The following is a 17,947-nucleotide window of genomic DNA, read 5'->3' on the forward strand; positions in this document are numbered from 1 at the left end:
GCCACGATCCCTGAGCCTGTCGAAGGGCTGCGTACGGGCGAAGGTGGCCCTCCGACAAGTTCAGTGGTCGTGTTCGCGGGAGCCGGTGCCGAGGGTCAGGAACCCTCCTCGACCTCGCGCTCCAGCTCGTCGACCTTGGCGACGTACTCCTTCGGCTTCGCCTTGCGCTCCAGGCCCGCGGCGTTCATGTAGCGGACCTTGCCGAACACCGGCCGCTCGGTCCAGCCGCGGTCGTGCTGGCCGTAGACCCAGGCGACGTTGGAGAAGGAGTTCGCGTCGCGGCCGTCGATGAAGTACTTGTTGTTGAGGTAGAGCGTCGTGGCGTGCGCGTGCTGGGGCGTGCTCGACCACTCGAGGATCTTCTTGCCCCAGTACATGCGCATGTAGTTGTGCATGTAGCCGGTGGCCTTCATCTCCCGCATCGCCGCGTTCCAGTACTCGTCGTGGGTCTCGGCGTCCTCGAGCTGCGCGCGGGTATAGACGTGCTCGCGCTCGTCGTCCTCGTGCTCGGACAGGGTCTTGCGCGCGAAGTCCGGGATCGCCGTGTACTTGTCGTAGCGCGGCTGGTGGTAGACGAAGTTCATCGGCAGCTCGCGCCTGATGATCAGCTCCTCCAGGAAGTCGTCGCGGTTCTCGCTCTCGGGCATCTTCTGCGCCTCGAGGGCGATGTAGACCGGCGACAGCTGGCCGAAGTGCAGGTACTTGCTCATGTGCGAGACGTCGTCGGTCTGCGGCTGGTTGCGGTGCTCGGCGTAGACGTCGAGGTGGTCGGAGAGGAAGTCGCGGAGCACCTTCTTGCCCGCGGTCGTCCCGCCGGTGAAGAGCCGGACGACCGGCACCTCGTCGTCGAGCCCGAGGGCGTCGAGCAGGGCGTCGACGTCGGAGAGGTCCTCGCCCTTCACCTTGGTCGCCGTCGTGTCCTTCAGCGTCGCCTTCGGCAGCGGCGCCAGGAAGCGCTCGAGGTGCTTGGTGATCTTGGGGCGGATCGTCCGGGCCGCGGTCTCGACCTTGTCCGAGACGAGCTCGACCGGCACGACGACGTCGCTCTCGACCTGGACGACCGACCGGCCGGCCTCCTTCGCGACCTTGTCGCGCCACTCCCGCTGCGGGCGCAGGTAGCCGCGGTCGCAGACGACCAGGCTGGCCTCCTTCGCCAGCCGCAGGGCCACCTCCGCGGGGTTGCCGCGCTGGAGCACGAAGGGGATGTCCCGCTTGGCGAGCGCCTCCGCGACGTCGGCCAGGCCCTGCAGCATGAAGTGGTAGTGCCGCCGGTTGGCCTCGGGGTAGTCGTCCATGAGCCCGAACGCCACGAGCAGCGGCTGCCCGTCGTCGTTCGCGCGCCGGACCGCGTACTCGAGGGCGTGGTTCAGCTCGGTGCGCTGCGCCTGCTGCATCCAGTAGAGGACGTACGCGCCGTCCTCGGCGACCTCGTCGTCGTTGAGGAGCTGCACCCGTTCGGCCTGGATGCCGGGGTAGACGTCGTCGGGGGCGCTGCCGGTCGAGGCCGGGCTCTTCTTCGGGCTCACACGACAACCTTCCCCTGGCGACCCCTCGACGGATCACCCAGCCGGGCGGCCGAGGTCCCGCAGCTGGTCGAGCTGGCGCCAGTAGCGACCGATGGCCTCCCACCCCGCCGGGGTGAGCGAGGCGCTGGTCTGGGGCTTCTTGCCGACGAACTTCTTGGTGATCTCCACCAGCCCGCCCTGCTCGAGCTTGCCCAGGTGGCTCGACAGGTTGCCCTTGCTGAGGCCGAGCGTGCTCTGGAGGAAGAGGAACTCCGCGCTCCGCACCGACGACAGCACGGTGAGGATGCCGAGGCGGGCGGGCTCGTGGACGAGCCGGTCGACCTCGAAATCGGGTGGGAAGTCGGGTGCGGCCTCGCCCTGGTCGCGGGCCGCGTCAGTCACGCGGCACCGGCTTCATCGAGCCGACGAGCCGCGCGTGGTCGACGAGGCCGATGACGACGAGCGCCACCCCGAGGGTGAACAGGCCGGGACGGGCACCCAGCGCGTCGAGGCCGACGAGCGGCGCGAGCGTGGTGACGGCGACGAGGGCGAGGGCGGCCCAGTGCGCCGGTCCGACGCCGACGTGGCGGTAGCCCCACCGGAAGCCGACGGCCAGGAACGCCGCCGCGAACAGGGGGAGCAGCAGCACCGGCAGCCCGAGGGTGCGGTCGATCGAGTACGCCGTCCCGCAGACGAGCACGGAGACGAGGGCGTAGGTGATGGTGAGGACCGCCGAGTGCCGGCTGACGGCCTTGCCGAAGCGCTTCTGGTAGTAGCCCACGCCGACGGCCACGCCGAGGGCGATGACGATGCTCGCCCACGTCGACGAGCCGAACGCCCACACCAGCAGACCGGCGCCGGTGGTCGCGGTGACCAGGCCCTGGAGGACCTCGTAGTCGGCGGCGACGGCCGCCGTCCTGCGCAGCTCTGCTGCCTTGTCCAACTGGTTTTTCATGCAGACCAGTCTGGTGATGGAGGCGCTCGCTGTCAACCGGTTTGCGTCGCAGACCTCAGGTGGGCTGCGTTCAGCGGTGGTGGCCCTTCGACGAGCTCAGGGATCGCGATCGGGACCTGTCGAAGCGTGCAGCCAGGTCACGCTGACCCAACCACGCTCCCTGAGCCTGTCGAAGGGCTGCGTTCAGCGGTGGTGGCCCTTCGACGAGCTCAGGGATCGCGATCGGGCCTGTCAAAGCGTGCAGCAGGTCACGCTGGCCCAGCCACGCTCCCTGAGCCTGTCGAAGGGCTGCGGTCGGCGGTGGTGGCCGTTCGACGAGCTCAGGGATCGCGGTTGGGCCTGTCGAAGCGTGCAGCCAGGTCACGCTGACCCAGCCACGCTCCCTGAGCCTGTCGAAGGGCTGCGGTCGGCGGTGATGGCCCTTCGACGAGCTCAGGGATCGTGCCGGGGTCGGCCCAAGCGTGAGGGTCAGCGACGGGACGCGCAGGCCACGCAGGTCCGCGCTTCCGGTCGGGCCTCGAGGCGTGCGGGGGCGATCGGGCGGCCGCAGCGCTCGCAGGTGCCGTACGTGCCCTCGGCCAGCCGCTCGCGCGCGGCCTCGAGCTCGACGACCGTGCGCCGGACGGTCGCCAGCAGGGCGGTGTCGCGGACCTGGTCCATCGACGCCGTCGAGCCCTCCGGGTCGTGCTCGTCGTCGCTGAACATGAGCAGCCGGGCGTCGCGCGTCTGCTCGATCGCGGCCCTGAGCGCCGCCTCCTGCGCCCGCGCGGCGAGGAGGCGCTCCTCGAGGAGACGGCGGGGACCGGGTGCTTTCAGCGTCCGATGAGGCGGCGCAGGCCGCCGCGGACCGAGGGGGCGGGCTGGGGCGGCGGGGACGACGCCCCCGTCGTCGAGCCGGCCGACTGCACGGGCGAGGGGGTCGCCAGCTCGGCCGGCGTGTCGATCTTGCTGACCAGGCCCGGGACGTCGAGCAGCGAACCCTTCGCGTCGGCCTCGCGGGGGGCGATCTCGCCCTCGACGCTGTAGAGGGTCAGCGTCAGCACTGCGGTGCACCGCGTGCCGTAGCCGTGCTCCATGACCTCGCAGCCGTAGCACTTGACCTGACCCTCGTGGACGACCAGGTCGGGGTTCGCGGCGGCGAGCCGCTCCTCCCGCTCGGTCGCCCGGCCGGCGAAGGCGCGCACGGCGTCCCCGTTCCAGCAGGCGACGCCGTCGCCACCACTCCGGATATCCACCCGCATGGGCACCTCTTCGTCGAGTCTTCGTCGAATCGTCGAAATCGCCTGCACGGGTGCAACGACCCGCGAGGACCGATGGTGCCACCCCCGGTCCGGGCGCGTGGGCTCAGCCCCTGGTCGCGCACGCCCTCCGGGCTCGTCGGGCGGGGCCGCGCTCAGCCGAGGTCGTACGCCATCCCCATCGCCCGCCGCACCTCGTCGAGCGTCGCGTCGGCGACCTCGTTGGCCCGGGCGTTGCCGGCCGCCAGCACCTCGAGGAGGTGGCCCTGGTCGGCCTCGAGCTCGGCCCGGCGGGCCCGGATCGGCGCGAACGTCGAGTTGACGGCCTCGGTGACCACGGCCTTGAGCCGTCCCGCGCCGCCGTCGCCGATCTCGTCGGCCCACTCCTGCGGCGTACGCCCGGTGCAGAGCGAGGCGAGCAGCAGCAGGTTGGCGACCTCGGGGCGGCCGGCGGGGTCGTAGGTGATGTTGCGGTCGGAGTCAGTCACCGCGCGCTTGATGATCTTGGCCGTGGCGTCGGCGGTCATCCCGATCTCGATGGTGTTGCCGCGCGACTTGCTCATCTTCTGCCCGTCGGTGCCGAGGATGTTCGGCGCCTCCGACAGCAGGGCGTCCGGCTGCGGGAAGACGGACTCCTCGGCCCGCGCGCGGCCGTAGACCTCGTCGAAGCGTCGCGCGACGACCCGGGTCTGCTCGAGGTGCGGCAGCTGGTCCTTGCCGACCGGCACGACGTTGGCCTTGCAGAACAGGATGTCGGCGGCCTGGTGCACGGGGTAGGTGAGCATCAGCCCCGACATCGGGCGCTGGCTCGCGGCCAGCTCGGCCTTGACCGTCGGGTTGCGGCGCAGCTCGGAGTCGGTGACCAGCGACAGGAAGGGCAGCATCAGCTGGTTGAGGGCCGGCACGGCGGAGTGGGTGAAGATCGTGCTGCGCGCCGGGTCGATGCCCACGGCGAGGTAGTCGACGAGCAGCGACAGCACCCGCTCGCGGATCGGCCCGACGCCCTCGCGGTCGGTGATGACCTGGTAGTCGGCGACCAGGATCCAGGAGTCCACGCCCAGGTCCTGCAGGCGTACGCGGTTGGCCAGCGAACCGAAGTAGTGGCCGATGTGCAGCCGTCCCGTGGGCCGGTCGCCGGTCAGCATCCGGTAGCGCCCGGCGTCACGGGCCAGGTCGGACTCGATCTGGCGGGACCGGCGCTGGGCGGCGTCGTAGGAGCTCGACTCGACCTCGGCCTCCGCCGGGGTGGTCTCGCTGCTCGTGCTGACGTCCGTCACCGGGTCTCCCTCGCTGGGCCAGGTCGTGGCCCGACCGCTCACGACGGCCTCACATGCTAGTGCTGAGATGGACGGGCGCCCCGGCGATCCCGGGCCGCCGAACCTTCCCACGCACCGAACAGGAGCACCCATGGCGTACACCGCCGAGCAGACCGCGATCCTCGAGCGCGAGCCGCAGCCGCAACAGGGCACGACCAGCGCCGAGGTGGCGTACGAGGTCGACGGGACGGCCTGCTCGGGCTACGTCGCCCGTCCCGACGACGACGCGACCCACCCGGGCGTGCTCGTCGTCCACGACTGGCTCGGCGTCACCGACGCGGCCCGCTTCCGCGCCGACATGCTCGCCCGTCTCGGTTACGTCGCCTTCGCGGCGGACGTCTTCGGCGCTGACACACGCCCGAGCGAGTCCGAGGCCCCGCAGGTGGCGGGCCGCTACTACGGCGACCAGGAGCTCTTCCGCGCACGGCTCACGGGCGGACTCGAGCAGCTGCTGGCCCAGCCGGGCGTGGACGCGGCGCGCGTCGCCGCGATCGGGTACTGCTTCGGCGGCTCCGGCGTGCTGCAGCTCGCCCGGACCGGTGCCGAGCTCAAGGGTGTCGTGACCTTCCACGGCGGGCTCTCCACCGGGCCCGAGGGCGAGGCGGAGCAGATCAAGGCCAAGATCCTCGTGCTGACCGGCGCCGTCGACCCGATCGTCCCGCCCGAGGCCGTCGACGCCTTCGAGGACGAGCTGCGCCGCGTACCCGACCTGGACTGGCAGGTCGTGACCTACTCCGGCGCCATGCACGCCTTCACGATCCCGGGCGCCGACGCACCGGACCACGGGGCGCAGTTCCAGGCCGCGGCCGAGGCGCGCAGCTGGCAGGCGATGAAGTCCTTCTTCGCCGAGGTGCTCGTGTAGCACTCCCTCGTAGGAGACCGTCGGCGGACGTTCAGCCGGCGGTCTCCGCGAGCTCGTCGTCGCCCTCGAGGTCACCGATCAGGTCACGGAGCTTGGTCATGAGCCGCGACAGGAGCCGGGACACCTGCATCTGGGTGACCCCGACGACGGCGGCGATCTGCGACTGGGTCATCTCCTCGAGGAAGCGCATCCGCAGCAGGTCGCGCTCGCCGTCGGTCAGGCTGCGCAGCGCGCGCCCGAGCAGCACCCGGGTCTCGACGACGTTCCACTCCGGCGGGTGCTCGGGCATCCACGCCTCGCCGACGAGCGCGTCGATGCTTGTGGCGTGCAGCCCGAGCTCGGCGGAACGGGCGTCCTCGACCGCCTGCGGGGTCCAGCCCAGGTAGGTCGCGAGGTCCGCGGTCCGCGGCACGCGTCCCAGCTCCTGCGACAGGTCGGGGACCGCTCCGCGCAGGACGTTGGCCGCCTCCTGCACCGAGCGCGGCGGCCGCACCGACCACCCGTGGTCGCGCAGGTAGCGCCGCAGCAGCCCGGTCATCGTCACCCAGGCGAAGTAGGCGTACGTGGTCTGGGTCGGGTCGTAGCGGTCGAACGCCTCGACCAGGCCGCCGCGCGCCACCTGCACCAGGTCGTCGTACTCGCTGCGCGGCCCGTAGCGCCGTGCCGCGCTGGTGGCCAGCCAGAGGTGCAGCGTCACGACCTCGTCGCGGATGGCCTGCCGCTCGCTCGGCGACGCGTGGTCGAGCTGGCCGAAGAGGTCCTGCGTACGGGCGCGCTCCGCCTCCCGCTCGCGGCCCCGCGGCGGTGTGTTCGGGTCGCGCGTCCTCTGCGGGGGCTCGGGTTCGGTGCCGTGGTCGGCTGCGTGGTCGAGGTCGTCTCGGTCGTGGGTGCGGTCGGGAGCGTGGTCGGGGAGTGGCGCGATGCGCACCGGCTCGCTGCCACCGACCTCCAGCAGGCTGTCGTGGGGCGGCTCGGGCCGCCCGGAGTCAGCGCGCACGTCGGGGTCCCGCGGCCCCCTCACCCCCGGTCGTGACGGCGGGTGCGGCGGGTGCGGCGGGCGTGACGATCCGGACGGACCTCTCGTGATCGTTCTTCACGCTATCGAGTAAACCCACCCGCACGGGGGGTTAGGTACACCCCTTGGTGGGTAGTGTACGTCCATGAATCCCCCGATCAGCGTGGCTGTCGTCGACGACTACGACGTCGTCGTCCTCGGTGTCGCCCGGATGCTCGAGCAGTACCCCGACCGGGTGGTGGTGGCGGACCTGTCGACCGAGTCGACGCTGGACCGACCGGTCGACGTCGTGCTCTACGACGCCTTCGCGCAGCCGGAGAGCGACACCGCCGACCTCAAGGTGTTCCTCGACAACCCCCTGGCCGGACGCACCGCCGTCTACACCTGGAACTTCCACCCGCGGCTGGTCGAGCGGGCGCGGGAGGCCGGCGTGCACGGCTACCTCTCCAAGGCGCTGCCGGCGCGCGACCTCGTCGCCAGCCTCGAGCGGGTGGCGGCGGGGGAGACGGTCGTCAGCGACCCGCCGGGCCGGGCCCGCAGCGCCACGGGCCTGGACTGGCCGGGGCGGGCGGAGGGCCTGAGCGACCGGGAGGCCGAGATCCTCGCCCTGATCACGCAGGGCAAGAGCAACGCCGAGGTGGCTTCCTTCACCTTCCTCAGCCCCAACACCATCAAGTCGTACGTGCGCACGATCTACCGCAAGATCGGCGTCTCGAGCCGTACGCAGGCCGTGCTGTGGGGCGTGCGGCACGGGTTCGTGCCGGGGGACAGCCGCCAGGAGCCCTGGCGCTGAGCGTCGGGACGGGCGGAGGGTCCAGGGGCTACTGCACCGCGGAGGTCAGGCGCATCACGTTGTCGATGACGCTGCGCCAGAAGCCGCGCCGCTCCCAGTCCACGAGCTGCAGGGGCTTGGAGAGCCGCCGGTACTCGTCCTCGACCGCCTTGACCTGGTCGACGAACGTCCGTCCGCAGACCATCAGCATGACCTCGAGGTCGAGCTGGAAGGAGCGGATGTCCATGTTCGACGAGCCGATCACCGCGACCTGGTCGTCGACCGACACGTGCTTGGAGTGCAGGATGTGCGGCGCCGGGTACAGGTAGATCTTCACGCCCGCCGACAGCAGCTCGGAGTAGTACGAGTGCTGCGCGTGGAAGACCATGAACTGGTCGCCGATCTCGCCCACGAAGAGCTCCACGTCGACACCGCGCCGGGCGGCCGTCGTGATCGCGCCGAGCAGGGACTGCTCGGGGACGAAGTACGGGCTCGTGATGCTGATCCGTCGCTCCGCGTGGTACAGCAGGCTGTTGAACAGCGCGAGGTTGTTCTCCTGGTCGTACGCGGGTCCGCTCGGGGCGACCTGGGCCAGGAGGGTGCCGCCGCGCTGCTCGTCCGAGGCCTGCTCGCGCGAGCTGTCGAGCAGCTCGTCGGTCTCGCAGAACCAGTCGGTGACGAAGAGCGCGTCGATCTCGTGGACCACAGGGCCGTGCACCTCGCACAGCTCGTCGACCCACTGCAGCCCGCGCCGCTTGTTGCCCCGCTTGTCGTAGCTGGGGTCGATCATGTTCAGCGAGCCCACGAACCCGACGTCGCCGTCGGCCACGAGCAGCTTGCGGTGGTTGCGCAGGTCGGGTCGCTGCCAGCGGCCCTTCAGCGGCTGGACGGGCAGCATCAGGTGCCACTGCACGCCCATGGCGGTCAGGGCCTTCAGGGTCTTGCGGTAGCCGGGGTAGGGCCGCGTGCCCATGTGGTCGAGCAGCAGCCGTACGGTCACGCCGCGCTCGACCGCGCGGCGGAGCGCGTCGAAGAAGGGTTCCGTGGTCGTGTCGCGGATGGTGATGTAGAACTCCGAGTGGACGTAGCGCTCGGCGGAGTCGATGGCCTGGACGAGCGTGCGGAGCTGCTCGTCGAAGCCCATGACCATGCGAGCGTCGTTGTCCTGGAGCAGCGGCATCGCCCCGACCCGGTCGACCAGCGCCGACACCGAGGGGAACCACGCGGGAGCGTCCTCGCCGGGACGCACGGGGCCCACGGCGCGGGCGGCCTCCTCGATGAGCCTGTCCATGTCCTGCTGCTTCTCGCGGCGGCGCTGCGGGAGCTTGGGGCTGCCGATCAGGAAGAACAGCAGGATGCCCAGCAGGGGCAGCACGGCCATCAGCAGCACCCACGCCAGGGCCGAGCTCGGGGCCGGTTGCGCGGTGTGATGATCAGGGCGACGACGACGAGCGCGACCTCGAGGCCCACCAGCAGGCCGGTGCCGCTGAGACCGTTGAAGAGCTCGATCACGGGCGCAACCTATCGGGGCGGTTCAGGGTCGCTTTGCCAGCCTGGACACAGGTCGACCCGCTACCTTGGAAGCATCTGGTGAGCATCGGTCGCTTCACGACACGTCGATTTCTGCTTGCATCCCGGCTGGGAAGCCTCGCGAGACCGACCCAGGAGCACCCATCGCCATTTCGCCTGTCGCTGCCGTGACCCCGATGAGCAGGGCCACGGCCCGGCTCGCCGGACAGCCGCTCACCCGCAGCTTCACCGCCCTCACCGCCCAGGTCCGGACCGCCGGGCTGCTCGGGCGGACCCGCATGTTCTACGTCCTGGTCTTCTCCGGCCTGGTGCTGGCCCTGGGTGGCATCGCCACGGGGATCATCCTCCTCGGCGAGTCCTGGCTGCAGCTGCTGATGGCCGGCGCGCTCGGGCTCGTGCTGACGCAGTTCGCGTTCCTCGGGCACGAGGCCTCGCACCGCCAGATCTTCGCCTCCGGCAAGGCGAACGACCGCAGCGGCCGCATCCTCGCCGTCGGGTTCGCCGGGCTCAGCTACAGCTGGTGGATGACCAAGCACACGCGGCACCACGGCAACCCGAACCGCGTCGGCAAGGACCCCGACATCGCGCGCGACACGATCTCGTTCGTGGACGAGGACGCCGCGAAGCAGCGCGGGATCATGGGCTTCATCACGCGTCGCCAGGCCTGGCTCTTCTTCCCGCTGCTGCTCCTCGAGGGCGTCAACCTGCACCTGAAGTCGGTCCAGGCGCTGCTCGCGCGCGGACCGGTCAAGGGCCGCGCATGGGAGCTGACGCTGCTCGGGCTGCGGTTCGGCGTGTACGCGGGGCTGCTGTTCTGGATCTTCCCGCTGGGCATGGCCGCCGCCTTCCTCGGCGTGCAGCTCGCCGTCTTCGGCTTCTACATGGGCTTCTCCTTCGCCCCCAACCACATGGGCATGCCGATCGTCCCGGCGGACGCCAAGCTCGACTTCCTGGCCAAGCAGGTCCGCACGTCGCGCAACATCCGCGGCGGGTTCTGGATGAGCGTCCTCATGGGCGGGCTCAACTACCAGGTGGAGCACCACCTCTTCCCGAGCATGCCGCGACCGCACCTGCGCAAGGCGCGCACGATGGTGCGCGAGCACTGCCGCGCCCTGGACGTCCCCTACACGGAGACGAACCTGGCCCACGCCTACCGCTCGGTGCTGGCCCACCTCGACCGCGTCGGCCTCGCCGCCCGCGACCCGTTCGACTGCCCGGCCGCCCAGAACATCCGTTTCAGCTGAGCCTGACGAAGGGCCGGGGACGCTCCCTGAGCCTGTCGAAGGGCCCCGAGGACGCTCCCTGAGCTTGTCGAAGGGCCCCGAGGACGCTCTCTTGTCGAAGGGCCCCGAGGACGCTCCCTGAGCTTGTCGAAGGGCCCCGAGGACGCTCTCTTGTCGAAGGGCCCCGGGGACGCTCCCTGAGCCTGTCGAAGGACCCCGAGGACGCTCCCTGAGCTTGTCGAAGGGCCCCGAAGGGGTTGGCGTCCACGCCACGAAGAACCTGACGCAACCGACCCCCGGCGTGATCGCGCCGGGGGTCGCTGCACGTCCACCGCCTAGCGTGTGACCGACGCGAAGGAGCACCCATGAGCCTGCAGGACCTGGTCGAGCGCGGCCGGTGGACCCACGAGCCCGAGGCCGTACGCCTCGAGGGCGACGAGCTGCACGTGACTGCGGTCGAGGGTAGCGACGCGTGGCGCACGACCTCGTACGGGTTCGTCCACGACTCCGAGCACGCCCTGCTGGAGGACCTGAGCGGCGACTTCGGGCTCGAGGTGTCCTTCCGGCTCGACTACACCGAGCAGTTCGACCAGGCCGGGCTGTTCCTGCGGGTCGACGACCGCGAGTGGGTCAAGGCGGGCGTCGAGGTCTCCGACGGCGTCGCGCAGCTCGGCGCCGTCGTCACCCACGAGACGTCGGACTGGTCGGTCGCGCCGGTCCCCGAGTGGGTCGGCCGCGTGGTGACGGTCCGGGCGAGCCGATCCGGCGACGCCGTGACGATCCGGGCCCGCGTCGACGACGAGGACCTGCGCCTCGTCCGACTCGCCTGGCTCGACCCCGCCGCCTCCGTCTCGGCCGGGCTGCTCTGCGCGGCGCCGACCCGCGCCGGGCTCACCGTCACCTTCACCGGGCACGTGGTCGGCGAGCCGGACGCCGCCCTCCACTGATCTGACGTCTGGTGGGATGAGACGACCATGAACCGCACCGCCGCGCCCGACGCCACCCACCTGCGGCCGGGCCTCCGGCTGGTGATCGCGGGAACGGTCGGCCAGCACCGGACGACGCGCTACTACGCCGGGCCGGGCAACCGCTTCTACGAGCTGCTGCACGGCAGCGGCCTGGTCGACGAGCGGCTCGACCCCGACACCGCCTTCCGGCTCCCCGACCTCGGCGTCGGGATCACCGATCTCGTGCTCGAGCGGGTCGAGCGGGCCGGCCACGAGCCCGAGGTGCTCATCCACCGCCGCGAGTTCGACCGCGCGATCCGCATGGTCGGCCCGACGGCCGTCGCCTTCGTGAGCAAGACGGCCGCGACCTGGTACGCCCGCGGGGCGGGGGAGCGGCTCCCGCAGGGCTACGGCGAGCTGTCCTGGACCGTCGCCGGCGTGCCCGCCTTCGTGCTGCCGGGCCCCTCCGGCGCCAACAACGGCATGCCGCTCGCCCTGCGCCTGGCGCTGTGGACCGACCTGGCCGACTTCCTCGAGCACCTGGAGGGCACCGGTGACCCGAGCATGAGGACCCGAGCATGAGGACCGCGTGACGGAGCCCGAGCGGCCGCCCACCGACTGGGAGGCGCGGGTGGCCAGGGCCAAGCGCGACGGCACCTGGAGCCGCGACCCCGACGAGCCGCCCAGCCCCTATCCGACGGCGGTCAAGAGGCGTCGGTTCCTGGTCGGGTTCCTGCTCACCCTGGCCGCCGGGATCCTGCTGGGTGCGCTCGTCGAGGTCCTGCTCGGAGACCCGGGCTCGCCCTGGGCTCCCGGCACGCTGCTCGAGGGCTTCATCAGGAGCGTCTTCCCGGCAGCGCTCGTGGGCTGGGGCTGCACCCGTGGGCCACGGACGAGGCGCTAGCCGCACCCGGCGGCGGTGGCGGAGGATACGAGATTCGAACTCGTGAGGGCGTGAACCCAACCCGCTTTCCAAGCGAGCGCCATAGGCCTCTAGGCGAATCCTCCGCGCGGAACCTTACCTGCTGACGCCACCTGGTCCGAACCCGTGCGCGAGGGTCGGACTCCGGCGGTCGGTGGAGCCGGTCCCCGCGCGGCTCGCGTACAGTTGTTCCCGGTCCCCCGCGTGGCGGCACCTCACCCAACTCCCCCAGGGCTTGACGGCAGCAAGGGTCAGTGAGCTCTGTCGGGTGCGCGGGGGGCTCTTTGCTTTCCGGGTAGAGCGCGAAGACGCTCCCCGATCGTGACCCGGGCCGAAGACGCTCCCTGAGCTTGTCGAAGCGCTGTCCTGAGCTTGTCGAAGGGGGCCTCGAAGAGGTCGGCGTCTTCCGGTGCACTCCTGGTGGGACGCCAACCCGCTCCGGGCCCTTCGACAGGCTCAGGGAGCGTCCGTCGGGCCCTTCGACAGGCTCAGGGAGCGTCCGTCGGGCCCCTCGACAGGCTCAGGGAGCGTTCTAGCGAATCCCTGCGCCGGCCCGCTACGCAGCGAGGCGCTCCGCGAGGCCGTGGAGGGCGAGGATGCGGTCGAGCTCGGGTCGCCCGGCGTCCTTGGCGAACTGCTCCGCGACGAGCCCCACGGAACGTGCACCCTCCACGTTGGCGAGGACGTCGTCGACGAAGAGCACCTGCTCGGCCGGCAGGCCGACGCGCTCGACCGCGACCTCGAAGAAGCGGGGGTCCGGCTTGGCCACGCCGATCTCGGCGGAGATGACCATCGGCTCGAAGATCGAGTCGTAGCCGAGCGCCGCCCGCATGTACGCGGCGCGCTCGCGGTGCTGGTTGGTGCCGAGCGCGCACTCCACGCCGGCGGCCTCGAGGTCGCGGGCCGCGTCGAGCATCGCCGGGTCGACGAGCAGGTGCTGCCAGACCTGGATCAGGTCGGCGGGGTCCACGTCGAGGCCCTCGCGCCGGACGACCTCGCCGAGCACGTCGAGGAACGGGCGCGAGCCGTCGAGGATCGGCTGCTCGGCGTCGCTGATGGTGTCGAGCAGCTCCGAGAGCCGGTCGCCCTCGAAGCCGGTCGAACGGCCGATCTCCCCGGCCCAGTCGTTCGCGGGGCGCTGAAGCACCCCGTCGCAGTCGAACAGGACGGCTCTGATGGGCGCGTTCACACGACCCATCCTCTCAGCGTCGCGGAGCCGCGTCCGGCGGAAGACCCGCCGGTTCACGTGATGTGCGCCCCGCCTACCCGCGACAGCAGATTGATCGCGTCGAACGGCGCCCGCACCTTGGCGTCGTTGTCGCAGTAGACGTAGGCGTCCAGCCCCGCCGCGTCCCACTCCCGCAGGCGCGCCGCCCAGGCGTCGAGCTGGTCGTCGTCGTAGCCGCTGGCGTACAGCTCGTCGTGGCCGTGCAGGCGTACGTAGGCGAACGGCGCGGTCACCTCGTCGAAGACCGGCCACGTCCCCGGGTTGTCCGAGTGCACGAGCGCGACGCCGTGGTGGCGCAGCAGGTCGGTGAAGGCTGAGGTGCGGAAGCTCTCGTGGCGCACCTCGACGGCGTGGCGCAGCGGCAGGTCGGGCAGGGGAGCGGTGGTCAGCGCCCGGTCCTCCGGCACCCGCGCGTCGTGCTGGACGGCCAGGGCCGCCGCCTCGCCGGCGGTGCGGGGCAGGGCATCGAGGAAGGCGGCCAGCCTGGCCTCGTCGAAGCGGAAGGTCGCGGGCAGCTGCCACAGGAAGGGCCCGGTCCGCGTCCCCAGGGCGAGCACGCCGGAGGCGTAGAAGTTGGCGAGGGCGTTCGCCGGCTCGACGAGCTTGCGCATGTGGGTGATGAAGCGGCTGCCCTTGACCGCCAGCACGAAGCGCTCTTCGGCGACCGGGGCGACGGCCTCGACCCAGCCGGCGTAGCTCGACGGGCGCAGCAGGCCGTAGAAGCTCCCGTTCACCTCGACGCTGGTCATCCGCTCGGCGACGTACGCGAGCTGGCGGCGGACCGGCAGGCCCTGCGGGTAGAAGGTGCCGCGCCAGGGCCCGTACGTCCAGCCGGAGATGCCCACCCGGATCACGTCCTCATCATGGGTCACGGCCGTTCCTGCAGCAGGTCGGCGGGGGCGTGCAGCCGGTCGGAACTGTCAGCCGGCGGGCATAAGGTCTGGTGCGTGGACGAGGTGCTCGAGGGGTCGGTGGTGGGCGGCCTCGCGGCCGAGCCGGACGCCTGGGACGGCCCCGACGAGGAGCCGGCCGAGTACGAGCTGACGACCCAGGACGAGGCGCTGTTCGGCGAGCCGGAGGACGGGGCCAAGCCGTCGGGGACGGCACCGCTGGCGCTCTACCGCCGCTACCGTCCCGACACCTTCGCCGACGTCATCGGCCAGGACCACGTCACCCAGCCGCTCCAGCGGGCCCTGGCCAACAACCGGGTCAACCACGCGTACCTCTTCTCCGGCCCGCGCGGCTGCGGCAAGACGACCTCGGCGCGCATCCTGGCCCGCGCGCTCAACTGCGAGTACGGGCCGCGCGCCGAGCCGTGCGGGCACTGCCGCTCCTGCCGCGACCTGGCGACCGGCGCCTCCGGCAGCATCGACGTGATCGAGATCGACGCGGCCAGCCACGGCGGCGTGGACGACGCGCGCGACCTGCGGGAGCGGGCCTTCTTCGCCCCGGTCCAGAGCCGCTACAAGATCTACATCGTCGACGAGGCGCACATGGTGACCACGGCAGGGTTCAACGCCCTGCTCAAGCTGGTCGAGGAGCCGCCGCCGCACGTCAAGTTCATCTTCGCCACGACCGAGCCCGAGAAGGTCATCGGCACCATCCGCTCGCGGACGCACCACTACCCCTTCCGGCTCGTCCCGCCGCGGATCCTCACCGACTACCTGGGCAAGCTCTGCGCCGCCGAGGGCATCACGGTCGAGCCGGCCGTCCTGCCGCTGGTGGTCCGGGCCGGTGCCGGCTCGGTGCGCGACGCTCTGTCGGTGCTCGACCAGCTGCTCGGCGGCGCGGACGAGACCGGCGTCTCCTACCGCCAGGCGACGGCGCTGCTCGGCTACACCCCCGACTCGCTGCTCGACGAGTTCGTGGACTCCTTCGCCGCGGGTGACGCCGGTGGTGTCTTCGCCTCGGTCGACAAGGTGATCGAGGTCGGCCAGGACCCGCGCCGCTTCGCCGAGGACCTGCTGCGCCGGCTGCGTGACCTCGTCATCGTCGCGGCAGTGCCGGACGCCCTGTCCTCCGGCCTGGTCGACGTCGCACCCGACCAGGCCGACCGGCTCTCGACCCAGGCCGCCTCGCTCGGCCCGGGTGAGCTGACCCGCGCCGCCGAGGTGATCTCGACCGGTCTGACCGAGATGCGCGGCACCACCGCGCCCCGGCTGCACCTCGAGCTGATGTGCGCACGGGTGCTGCTGCCCGGTGCCGACGTCGACGACCGCGGGTTGCACGCGCGGCTCGACCGCATCGAGCGCCGCCTCGACATGGTGAGCGGCACCGACGTCCCGGCGCGTCCGGAGGCGCCTGTCCGCTCCGAGCCCGGTCGACCGGTCCCGGCGGCGGAGCCGGCCCGGCCGCAGGCCGAGGCCGACGACGACGGGCCGGCGCCCGCCCGCGAGCCCGACCGCACCCAGCTGCGCGCGGAGCAGCGCGACGAGACGCCCGCTGCGTCAGGACCGCCCGCTGCTTCAGCACCTCCCGCGCCGCCCAGGACCGGCCCGGTCCGGGCGACCACGCCCAAGCCCGTACGCCCCGAGCTCGCCGCCCTGCAGCGCGACCACGACGCGCCGCCGCCCGAGCCCGAGACCGAGGCGGTGGTCGAGGACTTCCGCGGGCCGTCCGGCGGCGGCACCGACGACACGATGCTCGGCTCGAGCCAGCCGCCCGAGCCCCCGGCCGCCTCGACCGGCTCGCGGATGACCGTCACCGACGTCCGGCGCCTCTGGCCGGAGGTGCTCGAGGAGGTCAAGAGCAAGCGGCGCTTCACCTGGATCCTGCTCAGCCAGAACGCGCAGGTCGCCGAGGTGCACGACGGGGTGCTGCTGCTGGCGATGGCCAACACGGGGGCGCGCGACAGCTTCGGTCGCGGCGGCAGCGAGGACGTGCTGCGCGAGGCCCTGGTCGTCGTGCTCGGGACCGACTTCCGCATCGAGACGATGGTCGACGCCGGCTCCGCCGGGGCGTCCGGCACCGCCCGTGAGCAGGGCCGTCCGGCACCCGCCGTGCGCCCGGCCGCGGAGGTCGTGCCCGAGGCGCCGCCCGGCCAGGCGCCCGTCGCGACCCCTGCTCCGTCGGGACCCTCGGCGCGCGAGCGGGCCATCGCCAGCGTCCAGGCAGCCGGGCCGGCGGAGGTGAGCGACCCCGACGAGGCCGCCCGTCGCGACGACACCGACGTCGACGACGGGGTCGAGTCGCACCACGAGCTGCTCGCGCGCCAGCTGGGCGCGCAGATCATCGCCGAGGACGAGCCCGGCGCCTGAGCCGCGCAGCCGTCCGTGCTCCTGCCGAAGGGGCCTCAATAGGTCAGCGATGCGCTCGCGACCACGCTCCCTGAGCCTGTCGAAGGGCCTCGAAGAGGTCGGCGTGGTGGTTTCGGACGACGCCAACCCGTTCCGGGCCCTTCGACAGGCTCAGGGAGCGTCTGGTGCAGCGTCGGCTCGGCGGCCCCGCGCGCTGCCGGGGCTTGTCGGTGGCGACAACTAGGCTGAGCGCATGATCCCCGACGGTGGCGACATGTCCGGCCTGCTCGCTCAGGCGCAGGCGATGCAGGCCCAGCTGGTGGCCGCGCAGCAGGAGCTCGCCGAGGCCACGGTCGAGGGCAGTTCCGGCGGCGACATGGTGACCGCCACGGTCACCGGCGCCGGTGAGCTCGTCGGCCTCGTGATCAAGCCCGAGGCCGTCGACCCGGAGGACACCGAGACCCTCGCCGACCTCGTGCTCGCCGCCGTCCGCGACGCCAACCACCAGGCCCAGGCCCTCGCCGCCTCCAAGCTCGGGCCGCTGGCCGGCGGGCTCGGCGGCGGCGGGCTGCCCTTCTAGGCCCCGCGGTGTACGAGGGTCCGGTCCAGGACCTCATCGACGAGCTCGGCCGGCTGCCGGGCATCGGGCCCAAGAGCGCCCAGCGCCTCGCCTTCCACCTCCTCGCCGCCGACGCGGAGGACGTGCTGCGCCTCGCGGCCACGCTCCAGCTGGTCAAGGAGACGGTGAAGTTCTGCGAGGTCTGCTTCAACGTCTCCGAGGACACGCGCTGCCGCATCTGCCGCGACCCGCGGCGTGACCAGACGGCCATCTGCGTGGTCGAGGAGTCCAAGGACGTGGTCGCGGTCGAGCGGACGCGTGAGTTCCGTGGGACCTACCACGTGCTCGGCGGCGCGATCAGCCCGATCGACGGCGTCGGTCCGGCCGACCTCAAGATCCGCGAGCTCTGCCTGCGCCTCGCCGACGGGACCGTCACCGAGGTCATCCTCGCCACCGACCCCAACCTCGAGGGCGAGGCCACCGCGACCTACCTGTCGCGGCTGCTGCTGCCCATGGGCGTACGGGTCAGCCGGCTCGCCAGCGGGCTGCCCGTCGGCGGCGACCTGGAGTACGCCGACGAGGTCACCCTCGGTCGGGCGTTCGAGGGGCGGCGCTTCGTCGAGGCGAGCTGACCCCTCG

At 71.9% G+C, this 17,947-nt stretch carries 20 protein-coding genes, 1 tRNA gene and 1 other RNA gene; 10 read left to right on the forward strand and 12 right to left on the reverse strand.

Going from position 1 to position 17,947, the window contains the following annotated elements; genetic code table 11:
• Positions 1-95 precede the first annotated feature (95 nt).
• From BLU42_RS18820 to trpS, 6 genes are all read right to left on the reverse strand, one after another.
• On the reverse strand, positions 96-1,526 hold the full coding sequence (locus BLU42_RS18820; protein WP_197680516.1) for a deoxyribodipyrimidine photo-lyase: 1,431 nt from the start codon (positions 1,524-1,526) through the stop codon (positions 96-98).
• A gap of 33 nt (positions 1,527-1,559) precedes the next feature.
• Positions 1,560-1,907 (reverse strand): winged helix-turn-helix domain-containing protein, encoded by a 348-nt coding sequence (locus tag BLU42_RS18825; RefSeq protein ID WP_091078096.1) that lies wholly within the window; start codon positions 1,905-1,907, stop codon positions 1,560-1,562.
• Entirely contained in the window at positions 1,900-2,460 is a 561-nt protein-coding gene (locus BLU42_RS18830; protein ID WP_157720090.1) for a hypothetical protein, read from the reverse strand. Before BLU42_RS18830 ends, BLU42_RS18825 begins: the two co-directional genes overlap by 8 nt.
• A gap of 468 nt (positions 2,461-2,928) precedes the next feature.
• Positions 2,929-3,165, reverse strand: a complete 237-nt coding sequence (locus BLU42_RS18835) for a TraR/DksA family transcriptional regulator (protein ID WP_091078103.1) — start codon at positions 3,163-3,165, stop codon at positions 2,929-2,931.
• Positions 3,166-3,272: 107 nt separating this feature from the next.
• Complete coding sequence (locus tag BLU42_RS18840; protein ID WP_157720091.1) at positions 3,273-3,701, reverse strand: hypothetical protein; 429 nt, start codon at positions 3,699-3,701, stop codon at positions 3,273-3,275.
• A gap of 152 nt (positions 3,702-3,853) precedes the next feature.
• The gene (gene trpS, locus BLU42_RS18845; protein WP_231918298.1) at positions 3,854-4,975 is read right to left on the reverse strand and encodes a tryptophan--tRNA ligase; all 1,122 of its coding nucleotides are present in this window, start codon (positions 4,973-4,975) and stop codon (positions 3,854-3,856) included.
• Positions 4,976-5,105: 130 nt separating this feature from the next.
• Here trpS and BLU42_RS18850 point away from each other — a divergent pair, with 130 nt between their 5' ends.
• Positions 5,106-5,876, forward strand: coding sequence for a dienelactone hydrolase family protein (locus BLU42_RS18850; protein ID WP_091078116.1), 771 nt, complete (start codon positions 5,106-5,108; stop codon positions 5,874-5,876).
• A gap of 31 nt (positions 5,877-5,907) precedes the next feature.
• On the opposite strand, the gene BLU42_RS18855 is transcribed toward BLU42_RS18850, so the two are convergent.
• Positions 5,908-6,873, reverse strand: coding sequence for a sigma-70 family RNA polymerase sigma factor (locus BLU42_RS18855; RefSeq protein WP_157720092.1), 966 nt, complete (start codon positions 6,871-6,873; stop codon positions 5,908-5,910).
• A 163-nt stretch (positions 6,874-7,036) separates the two neighbouring features.
• On the opposite strand from BLU42_RS18855, the gene BLU42_RS18860 reads away from it, so the two are divergent.
• On the forward strand, positions 7,037-7,684 hold the full coding sequence (locus BLU42_RS18860; RefSeq protein ID WP_091078123.1) for a response regulator transcription factor: 648 nt from the start codon (positions 7,037-7,039) through the stop codon (positions 7,682-7,684).
• 28 nt (positions 7,685-7,712) lie between these two features.
• Here BLU42_RS18860 and cls read toward each other — a convergent pair whose 3' ends face one another.
• Both cls and BLU42_RS21660 read right to left on the reverse strand, forming a co-directional pair.
• Complete coding sequence (gene cls, locus BLU42_RS18865) at positions 7,713-9,044, reverse strand: cardiolipin synthase (RefSeq protein WP_231918300.1); 1,332 nt, start codon at positions 9,042-9,044, stop codon at positions 7,713-7,715.
• Positions 9,044-9,175, reverse strand: a complete 132-nt coding sequence (locus BLU42_RS21660) for a hypothetical protein (RefSeq protein WP_269458000.1) — start codon at positions 9,173-9,175, stop codon at positions 9,044-9,046. Before BLU42_RS21660 ends, cls begins: the two co-directional genes overlap by 1 nt.
• A 194-nt stretch (positions 9,176-9,369) precedes the next feature.
• Here BLU42_RS21660 and BLU42_RS18870 point away from each other — a divergent pair, with 194 nt between their 5' ends.
• The 4 genes from BLU42_RS18870 to BLU42_RS18885 all read left to right on the forward strand — a co-directional run bounded on the left by BLU42_RS18870 (position 9,370) and on the right by BLU42_RS18885 (position 12,267).
• Positions 9,370-10,437: a fatty acid desaturase family protein gene (locus BLU42_RS18870; RefSeq protein WP_091081029.1), complete on the forward strand. Its 1,068-nt coding sequence runs from the start codon at positions 9,370-9,372 to the stop codon at positions 10,435-10,437.
• A 344-nt stretch (positions 10,438-10,781) separates the two neighbouring features.
• Positions 10,782-11,363, forward strand: a complete 582-nt coding sequence (locus tag BLU42_RS18875; RefSeq protein WP_091078127.1) for a DUF1349 domain-containing protein — start codon at positions 10,782-10,784, stop codon at positions 11,361-11,363.
• A gap of 27 nt (positions 11,364-11,390) precedes the next feature.
• Complete coding sequence (locus BLU42_RS18880; protein WP_091078129.1) at positions 11,391-11,945, forward strand: mismatch-specific DNA-glycosylase; 555 nt, start codon at positions 11,391-11,393, stop codon at positions 11,943-11,945.
• 7 nt (positions 11,946-11,952) lie between these two features.
• The gene (locus BLU42_RS18885; RefSeq protein ID WP_091078133.1) at positions 11,953-12,267 is read left to right on the forward strand and encodes a hypothetical protein; all 315 of its coding nucleotides are present in this window, start codon (positions 11,953-11,955) and stop codon (positions 12,265-12,267) included.
• A 16-nt stretch (positions 12,268-12,283) separates the two neighbouring features.
• On the opposite strand, the gene BLU42_RS18890 is transcribed toward BLU42_RS18885, so the two are convergent.
• Positions 12,284-12,371: transfer RNA gene (locus BLU42_RS18890), tRNA-Ser, on the reverse strand.
• Between the two features lie 105 nt (positions 12,372-12,476).
• Here BLU42_RS18890 and ffs point away from each other — a divergent pair.
• Positions 12,477-12,573: signal recognition particle sRNA small type (gene ffs, locus BLU42_RS18895), an RNA gene on the forward strand.
• A gap of 268 nt (positions 12,574-12,841) precedes the next feature.
• Here the strand turns inward: ffs and BLU42_RS18900 are convergent.
• The gene (locus BLU42_RS18900) at positions 12,842-13,474 is read right to left on the reverse strand and encodes an HAD family hydrolase (protein WP_157720093.1); all 633 of its coding nucleotides are present in this window, start codon (positions 13,472-13,474) and stop codon (positions 12,842-12,844) included.
• 53 nt (positions 13,475-13,527) lie between these two features.
• Positions 13,528-14,385, reverse strand: a complete 858-nt coding sequence (locus BLU42_RS18905) for a DUF72 domain-containing protein (protein WP_197680517.1) — start codon at positions 14,383-14,385, stop codon at positions 13,528-13,530.
• Between the two features lie 189 nt (positions 14,386-14,574).
• Between BLU42_RS18905 and BLU42_RS18910 the strand changes: the two genes are divergently transcribed.
• The 3 genes from BLU42_RS18910 (at position 14,575) to recR (ending at position 17,940) form a co-directional block, all read left to right on the forward strand.
• On the forward strand, positions 14,575-16,770 hold the full coding sequence (locus tag BLU42_RS18910; protein WP_231918623.1) for a DNA polymerase III subunit gamma and tau: 2,196 nt from the start codon (positions 14,575-14,577) through the stop codon (positions 16,768-16,770).
• A gap of 232 nt (positions 16,771-17,002) precedes the next feature.
• The gene (locus tag BLU42_RS18915; RefSeq protein ID WP_091078144.1) at positions 17,003-17,329 is read left to right on the forward strand and encodes a YbaB/EbfC family nucleoid-associated protein; all 327 of its coding nucleotides are present in this window, start codon (positions 17,003-17,005) and stop codon (positions 17,327-17,329) included.
• Positions 17,330-17,337: 8 nt separating this feature from the next.
• Complete coding sequence (gene recR / locus BLU42_RS18920) at positions 17,338-17,940, forward strand: recombination mediator RecR (protein ID WP_091078147.1); 603 nt, start codon at positions 17,338-17,340, stop codon at positions 17,938-17,940.
• Positions 17,941-17,947: the final 7 nt, after the last annotated feature.

The organism is Microlunatus sagamiharensis, from assembly GCF_900105785.1.
In the GTDB taxonomy this organism is placed as follows: Bacteria; Actinomycetota; Actinomycetes; order Propionibacteriales; family Propionibacteriaceae; genus Microlunatus; species Microlunatus sagamiharensis.